At 51.2% G+C, this 23,425-nt stretch carries 19 protein-coding genes and 4 tRNA genes; 7 read left to right on the forward strand and 16 right to left on the reverse strand.

Annotation, left to right across the window (positions count from 1 at the left end):
- Nucleotides 1-199 precede the first annotated feature (199 nt).
- The 7 genes from lon to H8K47_RS14250 all read right to left on the reverse strand — a co-directional run bounded on the left by lon (nucleotide 200) and on the right by H8K47_RS14250 (nucleotide 10,839).
- Nucleotides 200-2,605 carry an endopeptidase La gene (gene lon, locus H8K47_RS14220; protein ID WP_186882074.1) on the reverse strand — a complete coding sequence of 802 codons (2,406 nt, stop codon included), beginning with the start codon at nucleotides 2,603-2,605 and terminating at the stop codon, nucleotides 200-202.
- Nucleotides 2,606-2,833: 228 nt separating this feature from the next.
- The gene (clpX, locus tag H8K47_RS14225; RefSeq protein WP_186882075.1) at nucleotides 2,834-4,099 is read right to left on the reverse strand and encodes an ATP-dependent Clp protease ATP-binding subunit ClpX; all 1,266 of its coding nucleotides are present in this window, start codon (nucleotides 4,097-4,099) and stop codon (nucleotides 2,834-2,836) included.
- Between the two features lie 175 nt (nucleotides 4,100-4,274).
- Complete coding sequence (gene clpP, locus H8K47_RS14230) at nucleotides 4,275-4,901, reverse strand: ATP-dependent Clp endopeptidase proteolytic subunit ClpP (RefSeq protein WP_329604175.1); 627 nt, start codon at nucleotides 4,899-4,901, stop codon at nucleotides 4,275-4,277.
- A 16-nt stretch (nucleotides 4,902-4,917) separates the two neighbouring features.
- Nucleotides 4,918-6,267: a trigger factor gene (gene tig, locus H8K47_RS14235; protein ID WP_186882076.1), complete on the reverse strand. Its 1,350-nt coding sequence runs from the start codon at nucleotides 6,265-6,267 to the stop codon at nucleotides 4,918-4,920.
- Between the two features lie 28 nt (nucleotides 6,268-6,295).
- Nucleotides 6,296-6,382 (reverse strand) — tRNA-Leu (locus H8K47_RS14240).
- A 234-nt stretch (nucleotides 6,383-6,616) separates the two neighbouring features.
- Nucleotides 6,617-9,706 carry an efflux RND transporter permease subunit gene (locus tag H8K47_RS14245; RefSeq protein WP_186882077.1) on the reverse strand — a complete coding sequence of 1,030 codons (3,090 nt, stop codon included), beginning with the start codon at nucleotides 9,704-9,706 and terminating at the stop codon, nucleotides 6,617-6,619.
- On the reverse strand, nucleotides 9,703-10,839 hold the full coding sequence (locus tag H8K47_RS14250; protein WP_186882078.1) for an efflux RND transporter periplasmic adaptor subunit: 1,137 nt from the start codon (nucleotides 10,837-10,839) through the stop codon (nucleotides 9,703-9,705). Before H8K47_RS14250 ends, H8K47_RS14245 begins: the two co-directional genes overlap by 4 nt.
- Before the next feature lie 372 nt (nucleotides 10,840-11,211).
- On the opposite strand from H8K47_RS14250, the gene hpnC reads away from it, so the two are divergent.
- The 3 genes from hpnC (at nucleotide 11,212) to H8K47_RS14265 (ending at nucleotide 13,074) form a co-directional block, all read left to right on the forward strand.
- Complete coding sequence (gene hpnC, locus H8K47_RS14255) at nucleotides 11,212-12,021, forward strand: squalene synthase HpnC (RefSeq protein ID WP_186882079.1); 810 nt, start codon at nucleotides 11,212-11,214, stop codon at nucleotides 12,019-12,021.
- 118 nt (nucleotides 12,022-12,139) lie between these two features.
- On the forward strand, nucleotides 12,140-12,337 hold the full coding sequence (locus H8K47_RS14260) for a hypothetical protein (protein WP_186882080.1): 198 nt from the start codon (nucleotides 12,140-12,142) through the stop codon (nucleotides 12,335-12,337).
- A 32-nt stretch (nucleotides 12,338-12,369) separates the two neighbouring features.
- Nucleotides 12,370-13,074: a M24 family metallopeptidase gene (locus H8K47_RS14265; RefSeq protein ID WP_186882081.1), complete on the forward strand. Its 705-nt coding sequence runs from the start codon at nucleotides 12,370-12,372 to the stop codon at nucleotides 13,072-13,074.
- 68 nt (nucleotides 13,075-13,142) lie between these two features.
- Here H8K47_RS14265 and H8K47_RS14270 read toward each other — a convergent pair whose 3' ends face one another.
- The gene (locus H8K47_RS14270) at nucleotides 13,143-14,018 is read right to left on the reverse strand and encodes a hypothetical protein (RefSeq protein WP_186882082.1); all 876 of its coding nucleotides are present in this window, start codon (nucleotides 14,016-14,018) and stop codon (nucleotides 13,143-13,145) included.
- 248 nt (nucleotides 14,019-14,266) lie between these two features.
- Here H8K47_RS14270 and hpnD point away from each other — a divergent pair, with 248 nt between their 5' ends.
- Both hpnD and hpnE read left to right on the forward strand, forming a co-directional pair.
- Complete coding sequence (hpnD, locus tag H8K47_RS14275) at nucleotides 14,267-15,100, forward strand: presqualene diphosphate synthase HpnD (RefSeq protein WP_186882083.1); 834 nt, start codon at nucleotides 14,267-14,269, stop codon at nucleotides 15,098-15,100.
- Nucleotides 15,093-16,445, forward strand: coding sequence for a hydroxysqualene dehydroxylase HpnE (gene hpnE / locus H8K47_RS14280; protein ID WP_329604176.1), 1,353 nt, complete (start codon nucleotides 15,093-15,095; stop codon nucleotides 16,443-16,445). Before hpnD ends, hpnE begins: the two co-directional genes overlap by 8 nt.
- 5 nt (nucleotides 16,446-16,450) lie before the next feature.
- On the opposite strand, the gene radA is transcribed toward hpnE, so the two are convergent.
- Nucleotides 16,451-17,827 carry a DNA repair protein RadA gene (gene radA, locus H8K47_RS14285; protein WP_186882084.1) on the reverse strand — a complete coding sequence of 459 codons (1,377 nt, stop codon included), beginning with the start codon at nucleotides 17,825-17,827 and terminating at the stop codon, nucleotides 16,451-16,453.
- A 148-nt stretch (nucleotides 17,828-17,975) separates the two neighbouring features.
- On the opposite strand from radA, the gene lplT reads away from it, so the two are divergent.
- Nucleotides 17,976-19,238, forward strand: a complete 1,263-nt coding sequence (lplT, locus tag H8K47_RS14290) for a lysophospholipid transporter LplT (protein WP_186882085.1) — start codon at nucleotides 17,976-17,978, stop codon at nucleotides 19,236-19,238.
- On the opposite strand, the gene H8K47_RS14295 is transcribed toward lplT, so the two are convergent.
- From H8K47_RS14295 to tsaB, 4 genes are read right to left on the reverse strand one after another with little or no spacing between them, the layout of a single operon-like run.
- Nucleotides 19,235-20,287, reverse strand: a complete 1,053-nt coding sequence (locus H8K47_RS14295) for a DUF1853 family protein (RefSeq protein ID WP_186882086.1) — start codon at nucleotides 20,285-20,287, stop codon at nucleotides 19,235-19,237. The two genes, lplT and H8K47_RS14295, sit on opposite strands and share 4 nt — an antisense overlap.
- Nucleotides 20,288-21,133 carry a uracil-DNA glycosylase gene (locus H8K47_RS14300; protein WP_186882130.1) on the reverse strand — a complete coding sequence of 282 codons (846 nt, stop codon included), beginning with the start codon at nucleotides 21,131-21,133 and terminating at the stop codon, nucleotides 20,288-20,290.
- A gap of 2 nt (nucleotides 21,134-21,135) precedes the next feature.
- Nucleotides 21,136-21,594 (reverse strand): ribosomal protein S18-alanine N-acetyltransferase, encoded by a 459-nt coding sequence (rimI, locus tag H8K47_RS14305; RefSeq protein WP_186882087.1) that lies wholly within the window; start codon nucleotides 21,592-21,594, stop codon nucleotides 21,136-21,138.
- Between the two features lies 1 nt (nucleotide 21,595).
- Nucleotides 21,596-22,288 (reverse strand): tRNA (adenosine(37)-N6)-threonylcarbamoyltransferase complex dimerization subunit type 1 TsaB, encoded by a 693-nt coding sequence (gene tsaB, locus H8K47_RS14310; protein ID WP_186882088.1) that lies wholly within the window; start codon nucleotides 22,286-22,288, stop codon nucleotides 21,596-21,598.
- Between the two features lie 83 nt (nucleotides 22,289-22,371).
- Here tsaB and H8K47_RS14315 point away from each other — a divergent pair, with 83 nt between their 5' ends.
- Nucleotides 22,372-22,776 carry a thioredoxin family protein gene (locus H8K47_RS14315; RefSeq protein WP_186882089.1) on the forward strand — a complete coding sequence of 135 codons (405 nt, stop codon included), beginning with the start codon at nucleotides 22,372-22,374 and terminating at the stop codon, nucleotides 22,774-22,776.
- 99 nt (nucleotides 22,777-22,875) lie between these two features.
- On the opposite strand, the gene H8K47_RS14320 is transcribed toward H8K47_RS14315, so the two are convergent.
- From H8K47_RS14320 to H8K47_RS14330, 3 genes are all read right to left on the reverse strand, one after another.
- Nucleotides 22,876-22,952 (reverse strand) — tRNA-Arg (locus H8K47_RS14320).
- Between the two features lie 142 nt (nucleotides 22,953-23,094).
- A tRNA-Arg gene (locus H8K47_RS14325) sits at nucleotides 23,095-23,171 on the reverse strand.
- Between the two features lie 142 nt (nucleotides 23,172-23,313).
- A tRNA-Arg gene (locus H8K47_RS14330) sits at nucleotides 23,314-23,390 on the reverse strand.
- Between the last annotated feature and the right edge of the window lie 35 nt (nucleotides 23,391-23,425).

The raw sequence follows: 23,425 nt of genomic DNA on the forward strand, positions 1-23,425 counted from the left end.
AGAGCGCAGCCAGCGTTCTCCTGCAGATAGTACTCAACAACCTGTACTTTGAATTGCTTTGTATATTTACTCATGAAAACACCCCAAAAGTATGGACGGGTGTCCAACTTTTGGGGTGCAGTTCACTATCCAGGGCGTTTTTTATTACAAGAACCTCAACAAAACTTACCCTCAACGGTATTGAGGGGCTTACATATCATCAATGCTTCACGACGCCAGACTCAACCGGTGTCGGTGCAGAGGATGAGGCAAGTGCAACCTCCTCGTCCGACAAGGCAACCGGCTGACGTTCCAAAGCGATTTCCAGAACACGATCTATCCAACGCACTGGAATAATTTCCAGTTTGTTTTTGACATTATCCGGAATCTCGGTCAGATCCTTGGCATTTTCTTCCGGGATCAACACCGTTTTAATACCACCACGGTGCGCCGCCAGCAGTTTTTCTTTCAAACCACCAATTGGCAACACCTCACCGCGCAACGTGATCTCGCCCGTCATCGCCACATCCGCGCGGACTGGAATACCGGTGAACACAGATACCAGAGCTGTCGTCATCGCGATACCGGCAGAAGGACCGTCTTTCGGCGTAGCTCCTTCCGGCACGTGAATATGAATATCCGACTTCTCAAACACATCCGCCTTGATACCCAGACGCTTAGCCCGGCTACGCACCACTGTACGCGCTGCCTCTATCGACTCTTTCATCACATCACCCAGAGTACCGGTACGTATCACACCACCTTTGCCCGGCATGGAGACAGCTTCGATCGTCAGCAAGTCACCACCAACTTCAGTCCAGGCCAAACCAACTACCTGACCTACCTGATTCTCCTTGACTGCCACACCAAAATCATAGCGACGCACGCCCAGATATTTATCCAGATTTTTAGAAGTGATCGTTGCTTTTTTCTCGGTCTTCTTCAAGAGCAGCATTTTGACTACTTTGCGACAAATCTTGGAAATTTCACGCTCAAGTGAACGCACACCGGCCTCACGGGTGTAGTAGCGGATAATGTCGCGGATCGCACTTTCAGCCACACTGATTTCCTCCTCTTTCAAGCCATTATTCTTGACTTGCTTAGGTAGCAGATAGCGTTGCGCGATGCTGGTTTTCTCATCTTCAGTATAGCCTGACAGGCGTATTACCTCCATTCGGTCCAGCAAAGCTGGCGGAATATTATAAGAATTCGAGGTCGCAACAAACATCACATCCGACAGGTCGAAATCCACTTCTATGTAATGGTCAGAGAAAGTGTGATTCTGCTCCGGATCCAACACTTCCAACAATGCTGAAGATGGATCACCACGGAAATCAGCACCCATCTTATCCACTTCATCCAACAGGAAAAGCGGATTGCGCACCCCAACCTTGGACAGGCTTTGCAGGATTTTTCCTGGCATAGAACCTATGTAAGTACGGCGATGCCCCCGGATCTCAGCCTCATCCCGGACACCACCCAAGGCCATACGCACAAACTTGCGATTCGTCGCACGCGCAATGGACTGGCCCAGCGAAGTCTTACCCACTCCAGGAGGACCAACCAGGCACAAAATAGGTGCTTTGAGCTTGTCAACACGCTGTTGAACCGCGAGATACTCGAGGATGCGCTCTTTAACCTTATCGAGTCCATAGTGCTCATCTTCCAACACCTTCTCAGCATTGCTCAGATCATTATTCACCTTGGATTTCTTTTTCCAAGGCAAACCAACGATGGTGTCGATATAGTTGCGCACGACGGTCGCTTCAGCCGACATCGGCGACATCATTTTCAGTTTTTTAAGCTCAGCCTGCGCCTTTTCACGCGCCTCTTTCGGCATCTTGGCAGCGATGATCTTTTTCTCAAGTTCATCGATGTCCGCGCCCTCATCACCCTCGCCCAACTCCTTCTGGATCGCCTTGACCTGCTCATTCAGGTAGTACTCACGCTGCGACTTCTCCATTTGGCGCTTAACGCGACCACGGATACGTTTTTCAACCTGCAGGATGTCGAGTTCCCCTTCGAGCTGACCTAACAAGTGCTCCAGGCGCTTACCGACACTAAAGATCTCAAGTATGACTTGCTTCTGTTCCAGCTTGAGCGGCAGGTGCGCAGCGATCGTGTCAGCCAGGCGCCCGGCATCATCTATCCCGGATAAGGAGGCGAGGATTTCAGGAGGAATTTTTTTATTCAGTTTCACATACTGATCAAACTGCTGGACGATAGCGCGACGCATGGCCTCGACCTCAGAATCATCCTCTTCATCGGATTCCACTGGCAGCAAATCAGCACTGAAATGCGATTCAGAATCATGGATCTGACTGATTCTTGCGCGCTGGCTGCCTTCGACCAGCACTTTGACTGTGCCATCCGGCAGCTTTAGCATCTGCAGAATATTGGCAACACAGCCAATCTCGTAAATATCATCGGCAGACGGTTCATCTTTAGCGGCAGCTTTCTGCGCCGCCAGCATGATACTTTTACCTTGATCCATCGCAGCTTCCAAAGCCTTGATAGACTTAGGGCGGCCTACAAATAAAGGTATGACCATATGAGGAAATACAACCACGTCACGCAATGGCAGTAACGGCAATTGAGTTTGCCCGGTAATCAGAGTAGTCGTCATGGCGCACCTTTCAAAAATACTGGTTAACAATGTTGGCGCACAAGGCTAAAACACAAGCCCACCATCAAAAAAAAAAAATAAAAAAAGCCACGCAGAGCAGTCTCCGGGTAGCTTTACGATTGAAGCCCTTGATTTAAATACATTCTACTGTGAAACGGAAAATCCCGCTGCAAACAAACAAAAAAGGGGAGTTAGCTCCCCTTTTTTGCAACAACTGTGACGCGCAGATCAGGCGCCGGCAACTTTGGCCTGCTCATGATAAATCAACAAAGGTTTAGCGCCATTGACGATGGTGTTTTCATCAATCACTACCTTCTCCACATTCTGATGGCTAGGCAAGTCATACATGATATCCAACAGCGCATGCTCAAGAATAGAACGCAAACCACGCGCACCAGTCTTACGTGCAATCGCTTTCTTGGCAATCGCCTGCAACGCAGCAGGACGAATCTCGAGCTCCGTACCTTCCATCTCCAGCAGTTTCGCATACTGCTTAATCAGTGCATTCTTAGGCTCAACCAGAATCTGAATCAGCGCCTCTTCAGTCAGCTCGTTGAGCGTCGCAATCACCGGCAAACGGCCAATTAACTCAGGAATCAGGCCAAACTTGATCAAATCCTGCGCTTCCACGTCCTGCAAAATTTCGCTGGCTGACTGATCACTCTGACTCTTCACGCTGGCCGCAAAGCCGATACTGCTACGCTCAGAGCGATCCGAAATAATTTTCGCCAGGCCATCAAACGCACCGCCACAAATAAACATAATATTGGTGGTATCGATCTGGATGAAGTCCTGATTCGGATGCTTTCGGCCACCCTGCGGGGGCACCGAAGCCATGGTACCCTCAACCAGTTTCAGCAAAGCCTGCTGCACACCCTCACCTGACACATCGCGGGTGATGGAAGGGTTATCCGATTTGCGCGAAATCTTATCGATTTCATCAATATAAACAATACCTTTTTGCGCCTTTTCAACTTCATAATTGCAATTTTGCAGCAATTTCTGAATGATATTTTCGACGTCTTCACCCACATAACCGGCCTCGGTCAGTGTAGTCGCATCCGCAATCACAAACGGCACATTCAGCATACGCGCCAGGGTCTGCGCCAACAGAGTCTTACCCGACCCGGTAGGACCAACCAAAAGGATGTTACTTTTGGCGAGCTCAACATCATCCTTTTTACCCAGATGCTTGAGGCGCTTGTAATGGTTGTAGACAGCAACAGCTAAAATCCGCTTTGCATGCTCCTGACCAATCACGTACTGATCCAGCAGGCTGGTGATTTCTTTTGGCGTGGGCAATTCGGTCTTTGCATTCGCAATATTATCGACCTCAGATACCTCATCACGGATGATATCGTTGCACAGATCTATGCATTCATCACAAATGAATACAGAAGGCCCGGCAATCAGCTTTTTCACCTCATGTTGGCTCTTGCCACAGAAAGAGCAGTAGAGCAGTTTTTCACCACTGGAGGATTTTTTATCGGGCATGGTACGAATAGAAAATAATCAAAATTAAAGAGGCTGAACGGATTGCATATTACCCGTAAAAAGCTATTTCGTCACCGAAACATCACTACTGAATGGGGCAGACTCCGCATTTTCCATTCCATAATAAAAAACGCCCGAACCTGAGAGGAACGGGCGCTTACACAACTCGTAGAAATCAGGCGCGGTGAGTAAGGACTTTATCGATCAAACCGTATTCTACCGCCGCATCTGCTGACATGAAATTATCTCGGTCAGTGTCTTTGGCTATTTGCTCAAGACTACGTCCTGTCTTTTCTGCCAGAATTCCATTCAGACGCTCACGCAGATAAAGAATTTCTCTGGCCTGAATCTCAATATCTGAAGCCTGGCCCTGAGCGCCGCCCAAAGGCTGGTGTATCATAATACGTGAGTTTGGCAAGGAAAAACGCTTACCTTTTGCGCCGGCAGCAAGCAGAAAGGCACCCATCGAAGCCGCCATGCCAGTACATAGCGTGGACACATCCGGCTTGATAAACTGCATCGTGTCATAGATCGCCATACCGGCCGAAACCGAACCACCCGGCGAGTTAATATAAAGTGAAATATCTTTTTCAGGATTTTCACTTTCCAAAAACAGCAACTGAGCCACCACCAGATTGGCAGTCTGATCATTGACCGGACCAACCAAGAATATGACACGTTCTTTCAGCAGACGCGAGTAAATGTCATACGACCGTTCACCACGTCCACTCTGCTCTACCACCATAGGCACCATGCCCAGCATATTTGTATCCAACGCCGAATTACGGATGATGCCTGTCATGTGATTTCCTTTTAAATTAAGCCTGAGCGTTATTACCCATCAGTTCGTCGAAAGGCAATTGCTTATCAGCGACCTTGGCTTTACCTAAAACGTAGTTAACGACGTTTTCTTCTAAAACAAGGGCTTCCACTTCTGCCAGACGATTACGATCACTGTAGTAATATTTTACTACTTGCTGAGGATCTTCGTAGCTCTGCGCGAAATCTTCAACCTGCGCTTTGATCTGGTCTGCAGTTGCCTGCAAGCTGTTGGTTTTTACCAGTTCAGCCAGAATCAGACCCAGACGTACGCGGCGCTCTGCCTGTGCAGTGAACAACTCTTTAGGAAATGGAACGTCTTTAACATTCATGCCACGCTGAGCCATATCCTGACGTGTCATTTCAGCCAGACGCTCGGTATCCTGAGCAACCAGAGATTGTGGCACATCAAAGCTCACCGCTTTAACCAGTGCATCCATGACGCTTTCTTTGGTTTTCGCTTTTACGCGGCCACGCACTTCACGCTCCAGATTTTCTTTGATGTCAGAGCGCATTTTTTCGATGTTGCCATCTTCCACACCCAACATTTTAGCGAAATCTGCATCAACTTCCGGCAGATGTGCCCATTCAATTTTGGATACAGTGATTGTGAACTCTGCAGTTTTACCAGCAACATCTTTGCCATGGTAATCTTCTGGGAAGGCCAGCGGGAAAGTTTTGGATTCGCCAGCTTTCAGACCCAGCGTTGCAGCTTCAAACTCAGGCAACATGCGGCCTTCGCCTAATACAAACACAAAGCCTTCAGCTTTACCGCCAGCGAATTCAACGCCATCGATCTTGCCAACGAAATCGACTGTTACACGGTCACCGTTTTGTGCGGACTGATCTGCGCCACCGTCACCATGTGCGCCCTGCTCGCCTTTGACATGGAAATGTACGCGTTGCTTACGCAGAATATCGATCGTTTTATCGATTTCAGCATGAGTCACGTCGGATTTAACTTGCTCAACTTCTGCACCGGACAAGTCGCCAATAACGATTTCCGGATACACTTCAAAAGTTGCATCGAATGCCACTTCACCCTCAGCAACACCTTCGCCAGCTTTTGGCGCGATGCTAGGGTAACCTGCTACGCGCAGATTATTTTCATTCGCAGCCAGCGCGAATGCCTGGCCTACTTTATCGTTCAGGACTTCAGTCTCTACCTGATAGCCATATTGCGCAGCCACCATTTTCATCGGGACTTTACCAGCGCGGAAGCCAGGCGCTTTTGCTGTACGGGCACGCACTTTCAAACGCTTTTCAACTTCTGATTTCACATCAGCGATAGGAAAAGAAATCGTGAGGCGGCGCTCCAATTTATCTAAAGTTTCGACTGCAGTTGCCATGAAAATCGTCCAAATAGTAAAAATTCTGTGGTGCGAGGAGGGGGACTCGAACCCCCACACCATTGCTGGCGTCAGGACCTAAACCTGGTGCGTCTACCAATTTCGCCATCCTCGCGGGATGAGTTAAGTTACATACCGACACAAAAATCTTGCATCAGCAAAAAAGCAAAGGGCGACCCGAACTTCAAGCGTCGCCCAAAACTAATGCATGTGGCATTACAACTCCAGCCCGATATTGTACTGGATTTTGTATTGCCGTGTCTTATTTTTTAAAGCATTTTAAAAAAAACGCGGCAAATCAATGCTAACGCGCTGATTTGCCGCGCACGCATGCGCAGATCAAGTTGGTTCAGGTCGGTTTTTTGACCCGGAACCAGATTGCATAGAGAGCTGGCAAGAACAACAAAGTTAAGGCCGTTGCGATAATCAGCCCGCCCATAATCGCGACCGCCATTGGCCCCCAGAACACTGACCTGGACAAAGGTATCATCGCCAACACTGCCGCTGCAGCCGTCAGAATAATCGGACGGAAGCGGCGTACGGCAGACTCAACGATCGCGTCCCAGGCTGGCACACCCTCCTGTATATCGTGTTCAATCTGATCGATCAGAATGACCGAGTTACGAATAATCATGCCAAACAAAGCAATCACGCCGAGCTGCGCCACAAAGCCGAACGGACGATGCAACAGCAGCAAAGCCATGGCTGCACCCGCCACACCCAGCGGACCAGTCAGGAACACCAGCAAAGAACGTGAGAAGCTATGCAGCTGCAACATCAACAAGGTGAAGATGATAAAGATCACCAGTGGCACATTCGCCGCGATAGATTGCTGCGCCTTACCACTGTCCGCTGCCGCACCAGCCAGCTCAACCTTATAACCTGCCGGCAAAGCCGCCTGCAAATCTTTGAGTTTAGGCGCAATCTGTGAAGACACTGTAGGCCCCTGTATACCATCGGCCACATCAGATTGCACCGTGACTGCCCACTCACGCCCCTCACGCCACACCACACCCGGCTCCCAGACCAGACCAATTTTCGCCAGTTGAGATAAAGGAACCGCTTTACCGGCTGCAGTTGGCACATTCACCACGCGCAACGCCTCGATGGTTGCAGCTTCATTCACAGGCTGACGCACTACCATGTCGATCAGCTTATTACCATCACGGAACTGCCCCACCGTCGTACCAGACAATACCGTATTGGTGACCCGCATAACAGCTTGCGACGTGACACCCAGTGCCCGCAATTTATCCTGATCGAGATCGATGCGTATCACTTTGACCGACTCATTCCAGTTGTCGTTGACGCCGACCGTGTTTGGATTGGCGCGCATGACTTCCTTGACCTGATCAGCGATTTCACGCACTTTCGCAACCTCCAGGCCCGTCACACGGAATTGCACCGGATATGGAACCGGTGGCCCATTCGGTAACAACTTCACACGTCCTCGCACTTCCGGAAATTCAGTCTTAAATGCATCGACAATTTTCAGGCGCAGGGCCTCCCTCGTCTTCAAATCTTTAGGCAACACCACAATCTGCGACACGTTTGTTTGCGGGAAAATCTGATCCAGCGGCAGGTAGAAGCGCGGACTGCCGGTGCCGACATAACTGGTCACACTCTCCACCCCATCCTGTTTTTGTATGAAGGCTTCAAATTTCTTAACTTGCGCCTCAGTAGCCTTGAATGCGGATCCCTCCGGCAACCACATTTCAACCATCAATTCCGGGCGACTGGAATCGGGGAAGAATTGTTGTTCAATAAATTTAAAACCAAACACGCCCAGGCCAAATACACCGAGCGAAACCATGATGGTCGTTTTACGCCATTCCACACACCAGTTAACAACCCGTCTGAAGCGACTGTAAAACGGACTGTCAAAAATTTCGTGTGAGTGATCGCCAATCGCATGCGCCTTGGTTTTCAGCAGCAGGTAGCCAAGATATGGCGTAAACAGCACAGCTGCCAGCCAGGAAATCACCAGCGCCAGCGCATTTACAGAAAACATAGAGAAGGTATATTCACCGGCAGCAGATTTCGCCAGGCCGATAGGCAGGAAACCAGCCGCGGTAATCAACGTGCCCGTCAGCATAGGCATCGCTGTCGACGTATAGGCAAACGTAGCTGCATCAAATCGGGAAAAGCCCTCCTCCATTTTGCGCACCATCATCTCAACCGCGATGATCGCATCATCCACCAGCAAACCCAGCGCGATAATCAAAGCACCCAGCGAAATCTTATGCAAATCAATATCCAGAATATGCATGAACAGGAAGGTAATCGCGAGCACCAGTGGTATCGTCAGCCCCACCACCAGACCAGGCCAGATATCCAGCCGCAGCGGCTTGGTATGCAAGCCAAGCGACAGGAAGCTGACGGCTAACACAATCACCACTGCCTCGATCAAGGTGTGTACAAACTCGCCCACCGACGCCTTCACCGCATCCGGTTGATTCGTGACCTGCTCCAATTCGATACCGACCGGCAGTTTGGCTTTCAGATTACCCACCTCAGCCTGCAAATTCTTACCCAGATCAATAATATTGCCGCCTTTCTCCATCGAAATCCCAAGGCCGACCACTTCTTTTCCATTGAAGCGCATCTTGTCTTGCGGCGGATTTTTATACTCGCGTTTGACGGTGGCAAAATCGCCAAGGCGGAAGGTAGTTCCATTCGCACGCAATTGCAGATTTTCCAGATCCTTGACGGTCATCAGCGCACCGGACACTCTGACCTGCAGGTTATCCGTGGAAGTGGTTAACACCCCGGTACCTTCGACACCGTTCTGAGAATTTATCTGCGAAACAATCGCATCAAATGACACGCCCAGCTGGGCAAATTTCTGATGCGAAAAAACGATATTAATCTTTTCATCCTGCACACCAAACAGCTCCACCTTGGAAACCGAAGGAATACGCAGGAACTGCTGACGTACAAAATCAGCATATTCTTTTACCTCTTCATAGGTAAAACCATCACCCGACAACGCAAAGATGGACCCATAGGTATCACCAAATTCGTCATTAAAAAATGGCCCGATCACACCGGCAGGTAAAGTGGATTTAATATCCCCGATTTTTTTACGCACCTGATACCAGGCCTGCGGCGTTTCCTTAGGCGGCGTAGATTCACGCAATTGCAGGATGATGACGGTTTCACCTGGCTTGGAATAGCTGCGGATTTTGTCTATGTAAGGTGTTTCCTGCAGCTTTTTTTCCAACTTATCCGTGACCTGATCCGCCATCTGTAAAGCGGATGCACCCGGCCAGATCGCACGTACTACCATGGCACGGAAAGTAAAAGGCGGATCTTCATCCTGCCCCAGCTTACTGTAACTAAAAATGCCGCCCAGCAGCAGCACCACGATCAGATATCGGGTCAGCGGAATATGCTCCAGTGCCCAACGTGATAAGTTAAATCCCCTGGATGAACTCATTTAGCCACTCCTGCCGATGCGGCGCCAGCGTCAACCGTGTTCACAGGTTTAGCAACAGCACCCAGAATGCTGACTTTCTGACCTGGCTTTAACAAGTTAACGCCAGCAGTGACTACGGCCTGTCCTTTAGTAATGCCATTTGCGATGATGACCGTTTCGCCGGAAGTGCCTCCCAGTTGCACTGGCACCAGCTTCGCCACACCGTCCTGCACTACCCAAACAGAGCTCACCCCTTTTTCCTGAAACAGTGCAGTCATCGGTAAACGAATCACGTCCCGTTCAGAACCGGTACGCAAACTTACGGTTGCCGTCATCCCCAGGCGTACATCCTGCACATCGGCAGGCAAGCTGATTTTTGCCAGATAGGTGCGGGTCGCAGGATCCGCCAGCGGCGATAATTCACGGATTTTTCCGGCAATCGCCTTCCCGCTATCGGCCCATAAGCGGATCTGTATGTCGCTGAACTGCTTAATTGCATTAATCGCGTTTTCCGGAATACCAACCACCACATCCATCGCGCCCGACTGAGCAACCCTGACCACTGGTGTACCTGCCGCCACAACCTGTCCGATCTCGGCCTCCAGTGCGGTCACCACCCCATCGATATCCGCCACCAGACTGGTGTAGGAAGACTGATTTAACTGGTTTTTATAGGCTGCCTGCGCCTGCTCAAACGTCGCCTGAGCAGCTTTATAGGCGACTTCTTTGCTACCTAACACAGAAGCAGCAACAAAATTTTTAGTACGTAATTCCTGGTAACGTTTTAATTCAGCAGCAGCCAGATCGCGATTGCTTTCCGCAGATGTCAGCGCAGCCTTGGCCTGCATCTGGGCCAGCGCAATGTCCTGAGGATCCAGCTGCATCAGCACCTGACCACGTTTAACGGCGGTACCCAGCTCCACTTTTCTTGCCAGAATTTTACCTGGAACACGAAAACCCAATCTGGATTCAATATGCGGCCTCACCTCGCCAGATAACTCCAGCGACGCAGAGCTATCACTGACACCTGCGACAATGACGCGGACAGGGCGTATTACCTCTACCTTTTCAGGCGCTTTAGAGCAGGCCCCCAGTCCCAGCGCGGCAGTCAGGGCAAGAGCAATCGGCAAGCGCAGAGGTGCGTAGCCTTTCATGAGATTTGGTTTTTCTGGTGTTAACACTGGAATTTTCCTTTACTATGCTGGCTGAATGACGCACCTGTATCAAAATAACAAGGTAACTTATTTATAGGACTTACGCAAAGCTGTCCCGGCAAGACCAAAGCCTGTCGGGGTGGTAGAAGACATCGTTGGTAAGCGATGCCCCTTACTCCAGCAGGCGACATATTGCCTGACACCCTGGCTACACTCTGGCGGCGCAGGTAGTACGAACTGCGAGACAGGGAACCATCACACCACAGGGCAATTTTGCGTAAACTTCAAATTACTGACTCAAAGGTTAGTTATTATATGTATCCCACTTGTCTTTGCCAATGACTTTTCAGTCATTAAAAAATATCGCACACCATGTCTGTTGATCATTACGAGAATTTTCCTGTTGCATCACTGCTAATGCCCGCGCACTTGCGACCGGCGGTACAGGCTATTTATGCATTTGCGCGTCATGCTGATGACATCGCCGACGAGGGTAACTACTCCTCTGACTGGCGCTTACAACGCTTGCAAGAACTGGATGAGGACCTGGACCGCCTGCAGCATGGCGGGACGTGCAACCACCCACTGGTAAGCGCCTTAGTGCCTCATATACTGAAACACAGATTGCCCGTACCAGCCTTGCGCGACTTACTCTCCGCATTCAGTCAGGACGTGATCAAGAAACGTTACCAGGATTTCTTTGAGCTCAGCGATTATTGCGCGCGCTCTGCCAATCCGGTAGGCAGACTGATGTTGCATCTGTATCAGCACGTGAGCCCACTGAATTTGCAGCAATCCGATGCGATTTGCAGTGCTTTGCAATTGATTAATTTCTGGCAGGATGTTGCCATCGATTGGGATAAAGACCGCATCTACCTGCCGCTGGACGACATGGGCAGATTTCAGGTTTCTGAGTCAGATATACAAACACAGAATGTCAATGAGTCCTGGCAAGCTTTATTGCGCTTTCAGGCACGGCGCGCGCGCGAGATGCTGTTGGCTGGCAGTCCGCTATGCAAGGCATTGGGTGGCCGGATAGGCTGGGAATTGCGTTTCGTCGTTCAGGGCGGTTTATTAATACTTGAACGCATAGAGCAAGCTAACTGTGATATTTTCCGGCGCCGGCCAGTCATCAAAAAAGCAGATTTCCCTCTGCTAGCCTGGCGCGCGCTGCGTATGTAATACATCTCAGCCTGACTTTACGAACACAATGCACCAACTTGACAGGCAAATCTTGCTGTTCATCATCATTCAGTGCACACTATCTTACCAAGCAAATTACACGCTAAGAAAGCCATCAATGAAAACCACGATTCAACGCCTGACCCTGCTCGCCTGTGGTCTTATCGCACTCAATGGATGCACCGTTATTGCGATTGCGGATGCTGCAGTCTCCACTACAGTCAAAGTAGGCAGTGCGGTCGTAGGCACTGCTGTTGATGTGACTGCAGCCGGAGTGAAAGCGGTCACGAACAGCAACGAAAAACCCGCTAAATAAGCCCCTCTACTCAGCCCTCCCTCTTCAGCGCCATGCCAAGTGAACAAAACATCGCCAGGCAACGAACCGTGCAAAACGCGGCCAGGTCTGCAATGGCGGCGCTGACTGCGCTGATAGACGCCGGCGACAGTGAGCAAACGATCGCTGACAAGGCAAAAAATTTATTGCGGCAGCAAGGCTATACAGACACCTGGTATTACGATTGCCACGCGCTGGTATTGCTGGGTTCACGCAGTTGCATGTCGGTTTCGGGGAAAACCTACCAAGCGCAGACTGAGCCTGTTGGTCAAACCAATCTGATCACGGTTGATCTGAGTCCGCTTGATGAAGAATGCTGGGGTGATTTTGCACGTTCCTTTGTAGTGGAAAACGGCAGAGTCATTTCCCAACCTCAGTCACTGGAGTTTCAGAATGGGCTGCGCTTTGTACAAGCCATGCAGACTCACCTGCTGCGCATCGCACGCCCCGATTACACGTTCGGCCAGTTATTTGACTGGGCCAATTTACGCATCAGACAAAGCGGCTTCGTGAATCTCGATTATCGTAACAATGTCGGCCACAGCATCGCAACGTCGAGAGAAAACCGACAGTTTATTGAGGCGAACAATGAAGCCCCGCTTTCATCGGTTGATTTTTTTAGTTTTGAACCCTTTGTGCGCCTGAAAGGTGGGCATTGGGGTTTCAAGCACGAAGGAATTTTTTTCTTCAATCAAGCCGGACTACTGGAAGAACTCTGAAGCCTTCCCTCAAAAAAAAGCAGTTGCGCTGGCAACTGCTCCTTCTTTACCCGGCCAGTGACCTGGTTTTACACGCAATTAACAATGATATTTGTTGCAGCCGGATTGCTCATACTGACGGTACCAGTCGGATTTTGAATCGTGCACGTCTGCCCCGTTGGCTGCGTATCCACCTTCACTGAGTAGGCTGTACCATCCAGCAAACTCCAGTTGAAGTAATAAATACCGATTGCGCTCACCAGTCGCTGATCCACTTTGCTACCGAATGTGTTCGACAAAGTCAGTGAAGAACCTGCATTCAAGCCCTTGACCGTAAAGCCGACCGGTACTGCCGGAACGCAGCTAACGCCAATATTGGCGGCGGCGTCTGGCGTGGTATTGTCGGCAGTTCCCGTGCCGTTCGACACCGTGCAATACCGAGCTGCAGGCGGAATAGAAACCGTGACTACATATGGCTTACCATGTGCAACATATTTACCTGCGAGTTGAAAAGCACCATTGGCAGAAACGATTTCCACGTAATCCTGCAAGGTATTTTTAACTGTGTCTGTTGTATTGGTGTTCAGCGTCAAATTACCCCCATCTGGCAGACCGCTGAGAGTACCTTTTAACTGCACATTTGGTACGCAAGTGACAGCAACCGAATTATTGACGCCTTCCCCGCTCATTTTTCCAGTGCCGCCAGCGATATTGCAGTTAACGTATTTAGGCTGCGCAGCTGCAGTAATCGAATAGCTCGCATTACTGGCAACATCAAAAGCGAAAGTCCCGTCAGCAGTCAAGGTCTTAAAAAAACCGCGCTCATTCTGCAGAGTCAGACTATTTGTACCACTTGTCCCCAAACCGGTCACCGTGCCACCAATTGATGTGTAGACAAAACCACCACATCCTGCCAATACAATACTGAGGCCACACGCCATGCCAAAAAATTTCGTTTTTTTCAAGATCTTCATCCAGATGAGTAAAATTGGTGAAAACACGCCTGACAAGATGAGAGGCATATGACTTTTTACAGCCCGATATTATACGTTCTATATGAATTTGGTCGAATAATTCTACAAACTAGCTGTAAGTGCTACTAAAAGTACCGGCTAATCTTCCAGAATCAGCAGTTCGCGTTTGTTGTTCTGTTTGCAGTTTGCTAGGATAGCGGCTTTATCCGGCATTGTGCCGACTACTTACCCGATACAGCATGTCTCCTGACGAATATTGCCAGCAAAAAGCGGCGCAAAGTGGCTCCAGTTTTTATTACAGCTTCCTGTTCTTACCGACAGAGCGCCGGCATGCAATCACCGCCTTATATGCATTCTGCCGCGAGGTCGATGACGTGGTCGACGAAAGCACAGACGACATGGTGGCCAGATCCAAACTCAGTTGGTGGCGCAAAGAACTGCAAGCCATGCTGGATCAGCAACCGACACATCCGGTCACCAAAGCATTGCTCCCACACATGGCGACCTATCAACTGGATAGCAAGCATCTGTTTGCCATCATCGATGGCATGGAAATGGATCTGAATCAGACCCGTTATCTGGATTTTGCTGGCCTGCAAACCTATTGCTGGCATGTTGCGGGGGTCGTCGGTGTACTGTCCGCCAGCATTTTCGGCATCACCCATCCACAGACCAAAGAATTTGCTGAGAAACTGGGGCTCGCCTTCCAGATGACTAATATCATTCGCGATGTGGGTGAAGATGCACGTAAAGGCCGCATCTATCTTCCTGTGAATGAATTGCAGGAATTTAAAGTCACCGCCGCTGACATACTCAATGCCAGACATAGCGCACAATTCGAGGCGCTGATGCAGTTTCAGTACGAGCGCGCGCAAAGGCTGTATGACGAGGCATTTGCCCTGCTACCGCCACAAGACCGCAAGGCGCAACGAACTGGCCTGATCATGGCGGCGATTTATCGTGCCTTACTGATAGAAATCCAGCGTGATGGCTTCCATGTGCTCACACAACGCATTTCACTGACGCCAATCCGTAAGCTCTGGCTGGCCTGGAAAACCTATATCCGTGGCTGATTCCACACTTCAGATCGCCGTGATAGGCGCAGGCTGGGCCGGTTGCAGCGCCGCGGTCAAGCTGACGCAGGCCGGACATACAGTATGCCTGCTGGAGGCCAGTGCCCATGCCGGCGGACGCGCGCGACGTGTTGACCTGCAGGACTATGCACTGGATAACGGCCAGCACATCCTGCTAGGCGCTTATCGTGACAGTCTGGCCCTCATGCGTGAACTGGGGCTGCATCCTGAGCAATTGTTCAAAAGACTGCCGCTGCAAATGATTTATCCGCCAGCGACTGACGGTATGCATTTTCTGGCATCTGGCTGGCCTGCCCCCCTGCATCTGTTGATGGCATTGTGGCGCGCGCGCGGCCTGAGCCGCGAAGACAAACAGGCGCTGGCACGCTTCTCGACAACAGCGCGCTGGATGAACTGGCAGCTACACCAGGATTGCAGCGCAGAAGAATTACTGGTTCGCTTTGAGCAAACACCGCGCTTAACCGAGTTGATGTGGAATCCCTTATGTGTCGCGGCACTGAACACGCCGCCAGCACTGGCTTCGGCGCAAGTGTTTTTGAATGTGCTCAGAGATAGCCTGGGTGCGAGTCGCAGCGCTTCCGACATGCTGCTGCCGGTGCGCGATCTGGGTAGCTTATTGCCTCAGGCTGCGATCGACTACCTCGATAGCAGAGCAGCAGAAATCCGCCTCTCTTGTCCTGTGCGACAAATTCAGAAGTCAGACAACGGCAAATGGACATTACATACAGGCGCAGGCAGCGTCTGTCTGGCAGACCAGGTGGTGATTGCAACTGACAGTAAGAACGCAGCGCGCCTGCTGAACCCGCTGACAGGGCCAGAATTCAGGTCGATACCCGATTACGACTATGCGGCCATCACTACAATTTATTTGCAATATGGACCGGAAATACGCCTGGAGCGTGCCATGTTTGCATTACGCGAACTGCCAGAGCGCGCGCATTGGGGGCAGTTTGTATTTGATCGCGGTCAGTTACATGCTGAACAGGCGGGCTTGCTGGCAGTCGTGATCAGCGCGCCAACCAAGACGCTGGAACTGACGCACGAAGAGCTTGCAACACAAGTCGCACTCCAGTTGGCTGAATCACTGCAAAACCCGGCGTTACAGCAGCCAGTCTGGTTCCAAATCATCACAGAAAAGCGCGCAACCTATCTGTGTCGCCCGAATTTGAACAGACCGGACAACCGCAGTACTGTGCCTGGCATTTATCTGGCCGGCGACTACACGGCTGGCGATTATCCTGCGACCTTAGAAGCTGCCGTCCGCAGCGGGATAGCAGCAGCACACCTGCTCATTGCTGATGCAAAAAAACGCATCAGGAATTAATCAGTTCACAGATCATCCAGATCACGGATTTTGCTCATGGCCTCGTCAATACGGTCAACGCTGATGATCCTCAACCCCTCAATGCCTTGTTTAGGCGCATTTGCTTTTGGAATCATCGCCACAGTGAAGCCCAGTTTTGCGGCTTCGCGCAAACGCTCCTGGCCACGCGGTGCAGGTCGGATTTCACCGGCCAGTCCGACCTCACCAAACACCACCAGATGACGCGGCAAAGGCTTATTCCGCATCGACGAGTTGATCGCCAGCAGCACAGCCAGATCGGCCGCTGGCTCGGCAATCTTCACGCCTCCCACCGCATTGATAAACACGTCCTGATCAAAAGCTGCCACTCCGGCATGTCTGTGCAATACTGCCAATAACATCGCCAGCCGGTTTTGCTCCAGACCGACGGACAAGCGACGTGCATTCGGCGCATGCGAACTGTCAACCAAGGCCTGAATTTCCACCAGCAAGGGCCGGGTTCCCTCCTGTGTCACCATCACACAAGAACCGGCGACCTGGGTATCATGCTGGGACAAGAACAGAGCTGAGGGGTTGGAGACACCACGCAAACCGCGTTCGCTCATGGCGAACACGCCCAGCTCATTGACTGCACCGAAACGGTTTTTGATCGCACGCACCAGTCGGAAGCTGGAGTGCGTATCGCCCTCAAAATACAAGACCGTGTCAACGATATGTTCCAGCACACGCGGCCCGGCCAAAGCGCCCTCTTTGGTCACATGCCCGACCAGAATCATAGTGACATTCATGGTTTTCGCGACACGCGTCAGTTGTGCTGCACATTCACGCACTTGAGCTACTGAACCCGGTGCAGAACTCAATGCATCCGAATACAGCGTCTGTATCGAGTCGATCACCACCACCTGGGGCTGATGATCCGATAAAGTATTGAGGATTTTTTCGAGCTGAATTTCGGCCTGTAAGGCCAGCCCTGCCGTTTCTATACCCAGCCTGTGCGCACGCAAGGCAATCTGGGCACCGGATTCCTCACCGCTCACGTATAAAACTTTTTTCGAGCGTGCCAAGTTGGCCAGGGCTTGTAATAGCAACGTGGATTTACCTATGCCCGGATCGCCACCGATTAATACCACACCGCCCGGAACCAGGCCACCTCCCAGTACGCGGTCAAACTCTTCAATACTGGTGCTGAAACGCGGCACGTCGGCTGCCTCAATATCCGACAAATTGAGTACAGGCGCGGTCTGCGCCAGACTTTGCGGTTTCGCCGAGTAACGGTTGCCAGCACTTTCAACCAAGGTTTCCACCAGCGTGTTCCACTGCCCACAGGATGGACACTGTCCGGCCCATTTATTGACGACACCACCGCACTCGGTACAGGTGTAATTGGTCTTCGCTTTTGCCATATATTTTGCTGTAACTTTCAGGATTCCCGAATAAACACTGATATTTTAACCAGTATTGAATAATTCGCCTGCGCTATTTCAGCCGATGCTACAGATTTTCATGGTATAAAGCAGACCGATAACACTTTGTAACAGGCACATAACAAGCATGAAACGCGGTTTCTATACGATTATGGCGGCGCAGTTTTTTTCTTCGCTCGCCGACAATGCGCTGCTAATCGCCTCTATGGCATTACTGATCTCCATGCAAGCCCCGGGCTGGATGACGCCCTTGCTCAAATTGTTTTTCGTTCTGTCTTACGTCATCCTGGCCGCATTTGTCGGTGCATTTGCAGATGCACTGCCTAAGGGCAAAGTGATGTTCATTACCAACCTGATTAAGATAGCCGGCTGTACGCTGATGTTCTTTCATGTGCATCCATTAATTGCGTATGCGGTAGTCGGATTTGGTGCTGCGGCATACTCACCCGCAAAGTACGGCATCCTGACCGAACTGCTGCCCGCCGAAAAACTGGTGGCTGCAAATGGCTGGATTGAGGGCTTAACCGTTTCTTCCATCATTTTGGGGACTGTACTGGGAGGCGCCCTAGTGACGCCACATGTGTCAGCGACCTTACTGAACTTTGACTTTCCATTCATCGACTTTCCTATCTCCACACCGACTGAAGCAGCGCTTTGCGTGATTACTGCATTTTATGTCGTTGCGGCCTTGTTTAATCTGCGCATCCCTGACACCGGTGCTTGCTACGAACACCAAAAGACTAATCCGTTTCAGTTGGTGGCAGATTTTGCACAATGCTTTACCACCCTGTGGCGCGATAAGCTGGGACAGATTTCTTTAGCCGTCACCACCCTGTTTTGGGGAGCCGGTGCGACACTTCAGTTTATTGTATTGAAATGGGCCGAAGAATCGCTGCAAATGCCACTCAATAAAGCGGCGGTATTGCAAGGGGTGGTGGCAATCGGAATTGCGATTGGCGCGGTAGCAGCAGCACGTTTCATCCCCCTGAAGAAGTCTCTGAGCGTAATGCCTCTGGGTGTCGCAATGGGCCTGGTGGTTACCACCATGATTTTTGTTCACAACGTCGTCATCGCTTACCCGCTGCTGATATTGGTTGGCGCCCTGGCCGGTTTTTTTGTCGTACCGATGAATGCCTTGTTACAGCATCGTGGTCATGTATTGATGAGTGCCGGGCACTCCATCGCGGTTCAGAATTTCAATGAAAACCTGTCGGTACTGGTCATGCTGGGCTTATATGCTTTGATGGTGTCACTGAATCTGCATGTAAAAACCGTCATCGTCTTATTCGGCTTATTTGTCGCTGGCACCATGCTGCTGGTGATGAAGCAACATGCGGCAAATCAACGAGAATTTGATTCGCTCTCACTGATAGGCGAACACAAGCACTAATTCCCGCTCCGCACCGACTCGGTCCATGCTGGCATGCCTGAGTCGATGCCGGCTTCAGGCTGAGCTACGACCCCATCCCGTTCAAAACGAAGAGTGCGCGCAGTTGCGGCACGCTCTGTCCAGTTATCCGGAACCACGAAGCCACGCTCGTACTCCCAAGCATAACCAGCCGCATCACGCCTGAGTTTAGCCAACATCAGAGGTGCATCAGAAAGCGCAAATTGCGTACTGATCATCTCGATGACATCCACACCACAGACCGATCGTGCAGCGTCAACCCTGGCGGGTGCCAGCCACTCCAGGCGATCCAGCAAACAGCCTTCCCAGGCTGCTTGATGGCGCAATTCCTGTAATGTCCAGATTTTCCCCTTGCAGTGATCTGGCGCCACACCCGGGAGTGGCAACAAACAATGCGAGTCTGCCTCGCGGTAAAACAACCAGCCTTTAATCAGCGCACCGACCTGATCCGGTGCCTGCCCCAGCTTTACCACAGCCTGAGGCTGCTGCCCGAGGCGCATTTGACTGTGAATAATTTTATGCATCTTGGCACCCAGACTGTCTGCCAGATTGGGGCCCAGATAATCATACACATCCGGCTGCTGCCCATCACTGTCGCTTGTGGCGGGATGAAATAAATAAAATTTAGTTGCCAGCTCACAGTGTGTCCAGCGCGTGCCTTCTGGAATCAGGAAATCAAACTCCCCTATTGTTCGGCCTTGTGCATCATGGATCTGCAAGCCACGCCTTGAACCTGGAAACACCAGCTGAAAATAAGCATGCAGCAGATTTTCCGCATACAAGCCCAGGCGACGCGTTGCTGGTCCGACAAGCAAGCTCTTGAAAGTTTGAGGTGCGTCGACGATACGCCGGATATCTGACAGCAGATCCCGCTCCGATAAAAAAGCAGCGCTTACATCCGCACCATACCAACACGCCTCTGAACTCAATAAATGCGGAGAAGTCAGCAACCAGATCAACGCACGCAAATCTGGATCAGCAACATCTCCCCAGTCTGCGTGAAAAGCTTGCTGAAATTGGATCGCGGTCATTCAGCTCTGCTGCATGACTTGCATCGCCATGCACAAGTCCTGCCAGGCCTTACTTTTATCCAGCGGTTTTCTAAGTAAGTAGGCGGGATGATAAGTCGCAATCAGCGGTACGCCCTCAAACGCATGCTGTTTAGCGCGCAACTGTGCAACCGGCGTATTCATATCCAAGCCCAACAAAGCAACTGCGGCAGTCTTGCCAAGCGCCACGATCACCTGCGGCTGTATCAGCGCAATCTGTCGTCGCAAATACGGCAGACAGGCAGCAATCTCTTCTGCACTGGGCGGTCTGTCCTTGCCCGCATCGTCGGTCGGTCTGCATTTAACGACGTTAGCAATATAAGCGCGCTGTCCACGCTGAACGCCAAGCGCTTTCAGCATATTGTCCAGCAATTGACCGGCTGCGCCGACAAAGGGTTGACCCTGAATATTTTCGTTGTAACCCGGGCCTTCGCCGACAAACAGCCATGGCGCACGCTGGTCACCAACGCCAAACACTGTTTGCTGACGACCTGCACACAAACCACAGGCACGGCAACCAGCAACCGTCTGCTGCAATTCAGCCCAATCCATTTGCAATACTGGCGTAGTCAGCACATCAGTCGCTGTCGCCATGGCATCACGCGTCGTCTGTTGCAGCGCCAAACTGATCTCAGCGTCGACACCAGCATCTGCATCCGCTGACGTGGCAACGGCAAGGCTAACATCCGCTACGTCCTGCGTCTGCATATGGAGCAGTCCGGTATGCACAACTGCCTCAGGCGCTGTTGCGTTCACACTGACCGGTAACCAGACTGGTCCCAGCCCCATTTCATTCAAATATTTTATTTGCAACAGCGAACTGGTCATGTTCACGTCTGACTCCTGCGCATAACAATCGCATCTTCGCGCGTATTTTGCTGCGCCGGATAATACGCTTTCCTGCGACCTATCTCGACAAAGCCAGCCTGCTGATACACGTGAATAGCACGCAGATTACTGACGCGGACCTCCAGCAACACGGACCCCATACCAGCCTGTACAGCGTGACTGAATATATGATCCAACATCTGACGTGCCAGACCTCGGCCTTGATAGGCACTCGCTACCGTTATATTCAGCAAATGCAGCTCATCCACTACTTCCATCACGACGCAATAAGCAATGATGTTTGCATCCGTATCGCGCAGGCAAAATGCATCATATCCACTGGTAAACGAGTCTGTAAAATTTCCACGCGTCCAGGGATGGGGGTGCAAGTGCTCTTCAATGGGCAACAGACTATCCACATCCGCCAAGCTCAGGCGGGAAAGCGCGTATTGCGACACCATCTCAGACCTGCCCCTTCAATGCCCGCTCCGCAGTAGTGAGGGCAATTTTATTACGAAGATACAAAGGTTGTGCCTGCGTGGCGGGTTGTGCCAGGCCATGCTTCAGATCCTGCAATGCCAGTTCCGCCACTTCACGTGCATGCGGCATCACAGACAGTACCGGATAAGGAAAACCATCTGGTACCTGAATACCATTGCCGGCCACCACAGCGACGGCGCCCAGCGAAGCACAGCGACCTGCCAACTCCCCCTCTTCCAGACGCAATAATTCAGGCTGAGCCGTTACACTCAGTACACCATTTACATTTCGGTACTGCGCCCAGTAAACTTCCCCCATGCGCGCATCAAGCAGACACACCAATTCGCTGTCTGGTGCATGACTGCTGGCAGCCTGCGCCATGGCACGCAAACTCACCACCGGCAGCACGGGTAAATCGGCCGCAAAGGCCATGCCCTGAACAATTCCGCAAGCGGTACGAATTCCGGTGAAGGCACCTGGACCACAGCCAAATGCCAGCGCATCACATTCGCTCAGTTGTACGCCAGCCTCTGCCAACAAACTCTGCAATGCGGGTATGATGCCTTTCGAATGCGTTTCTACGCCTGATAATTCACGGATAAAGCGGCCACGCGCGCTGATAATTGCGGCTGACGCAAACTCTGTTGAGGTTTCTATTGCTAAAATCGTAGTCATACGCTTATTTTACTGTGTCCGGGCGGCGCAGGTGGGAATTTCAAGCCTGCGCTAGCCCCGAATTATTTTCCGAAACCATACCCATGCAAGAACTCAAGGATTTACCAACCCAAATTCGACAATCGCGCTGGCTGGTTGCCTGCCTGTGCGCTGCCTGGTGCGATACCTGCAATGCCTATCGCACGCAATTTGACGAGCTGGCAAAAAAGCACCCCGATAAATGCTTTGCATGGATAGACATAGAAGATGATGCCCATCTGGTCGATGAAGTCGAGATTGAAAATTTCCCCACCCTACTCATACAGGTAGATAGCAACGTGGAATTTCTCGGCACGATGTTGCCCGATACCGTGCAACTGCACCGGCTGCTGAGCTCCATCGCCAGTGAACTGCAACCTGACCAGATCAGATCCTACAAGCGCAGCTCCCTGAATCAGAGTGCCCCCGACCACTGGAACCTGAAGCAACTGATACTGGATCAAGAGTAAGCAGATCTCCCCCTAGTCGAACTCGCACGGGGGGAGATTCCCTGAATATAAACTCAGAAACGAAAAAAGGGACTAGATTTGCATCTAGTCCCTTGAATCTGGTGCGGCTGGCAGGAATCGAACCCACGACCCCTTGGTTCGTAGCCAAGTACTCTATCCAGCTGAGCTACAGCCGCGAAGACAAAGAGTATAGCACGATGCTGAGCTCAATTACCAGCCCCAGCACCCAAAATTCAGAAAATCCACCCCTACCATATACAAGCCCAGTGCGCAGCACAACGAAAAAAGGGACTAGATTTTCATCTAGTCCCTTGAATCTGGTGCGGCTGGCAGGAATCGAACCCACGACCCCTTGGTTCGTAGCCAAGTACTCTATCCAGCTGAGCTACAGCCGCGAAGACAAAGAGTATAGCACGATGCTAAGCTCAATTACCAGCCCCAGCACCCAAAATTCAGAAAATCCACCCCTACTACATACAAGCCCAGTGCACAGCACAACGAAAAAAGGGGTTAGATTTTCATCTAACCCCTTGAATCTGGTGCGGCTGGCAGGAATCGAACCCACGACCCCTTGGTTCGTAGCCAAGTACTCTATCCAGCTGAGCTACAGCCGCGTAAGCCGTGATTATAGCAAAGACCCTCACGAAAA

The organism is Cognatundibacterium rugosum, assembly GCF_014284365.1.
Lineage (GTDB): Bacteria > Pseudomonadota > Gammaproteobacteria > Burkholderiales > Burkholderiaceae_D > Undibacterium > Undibacterium rugosum.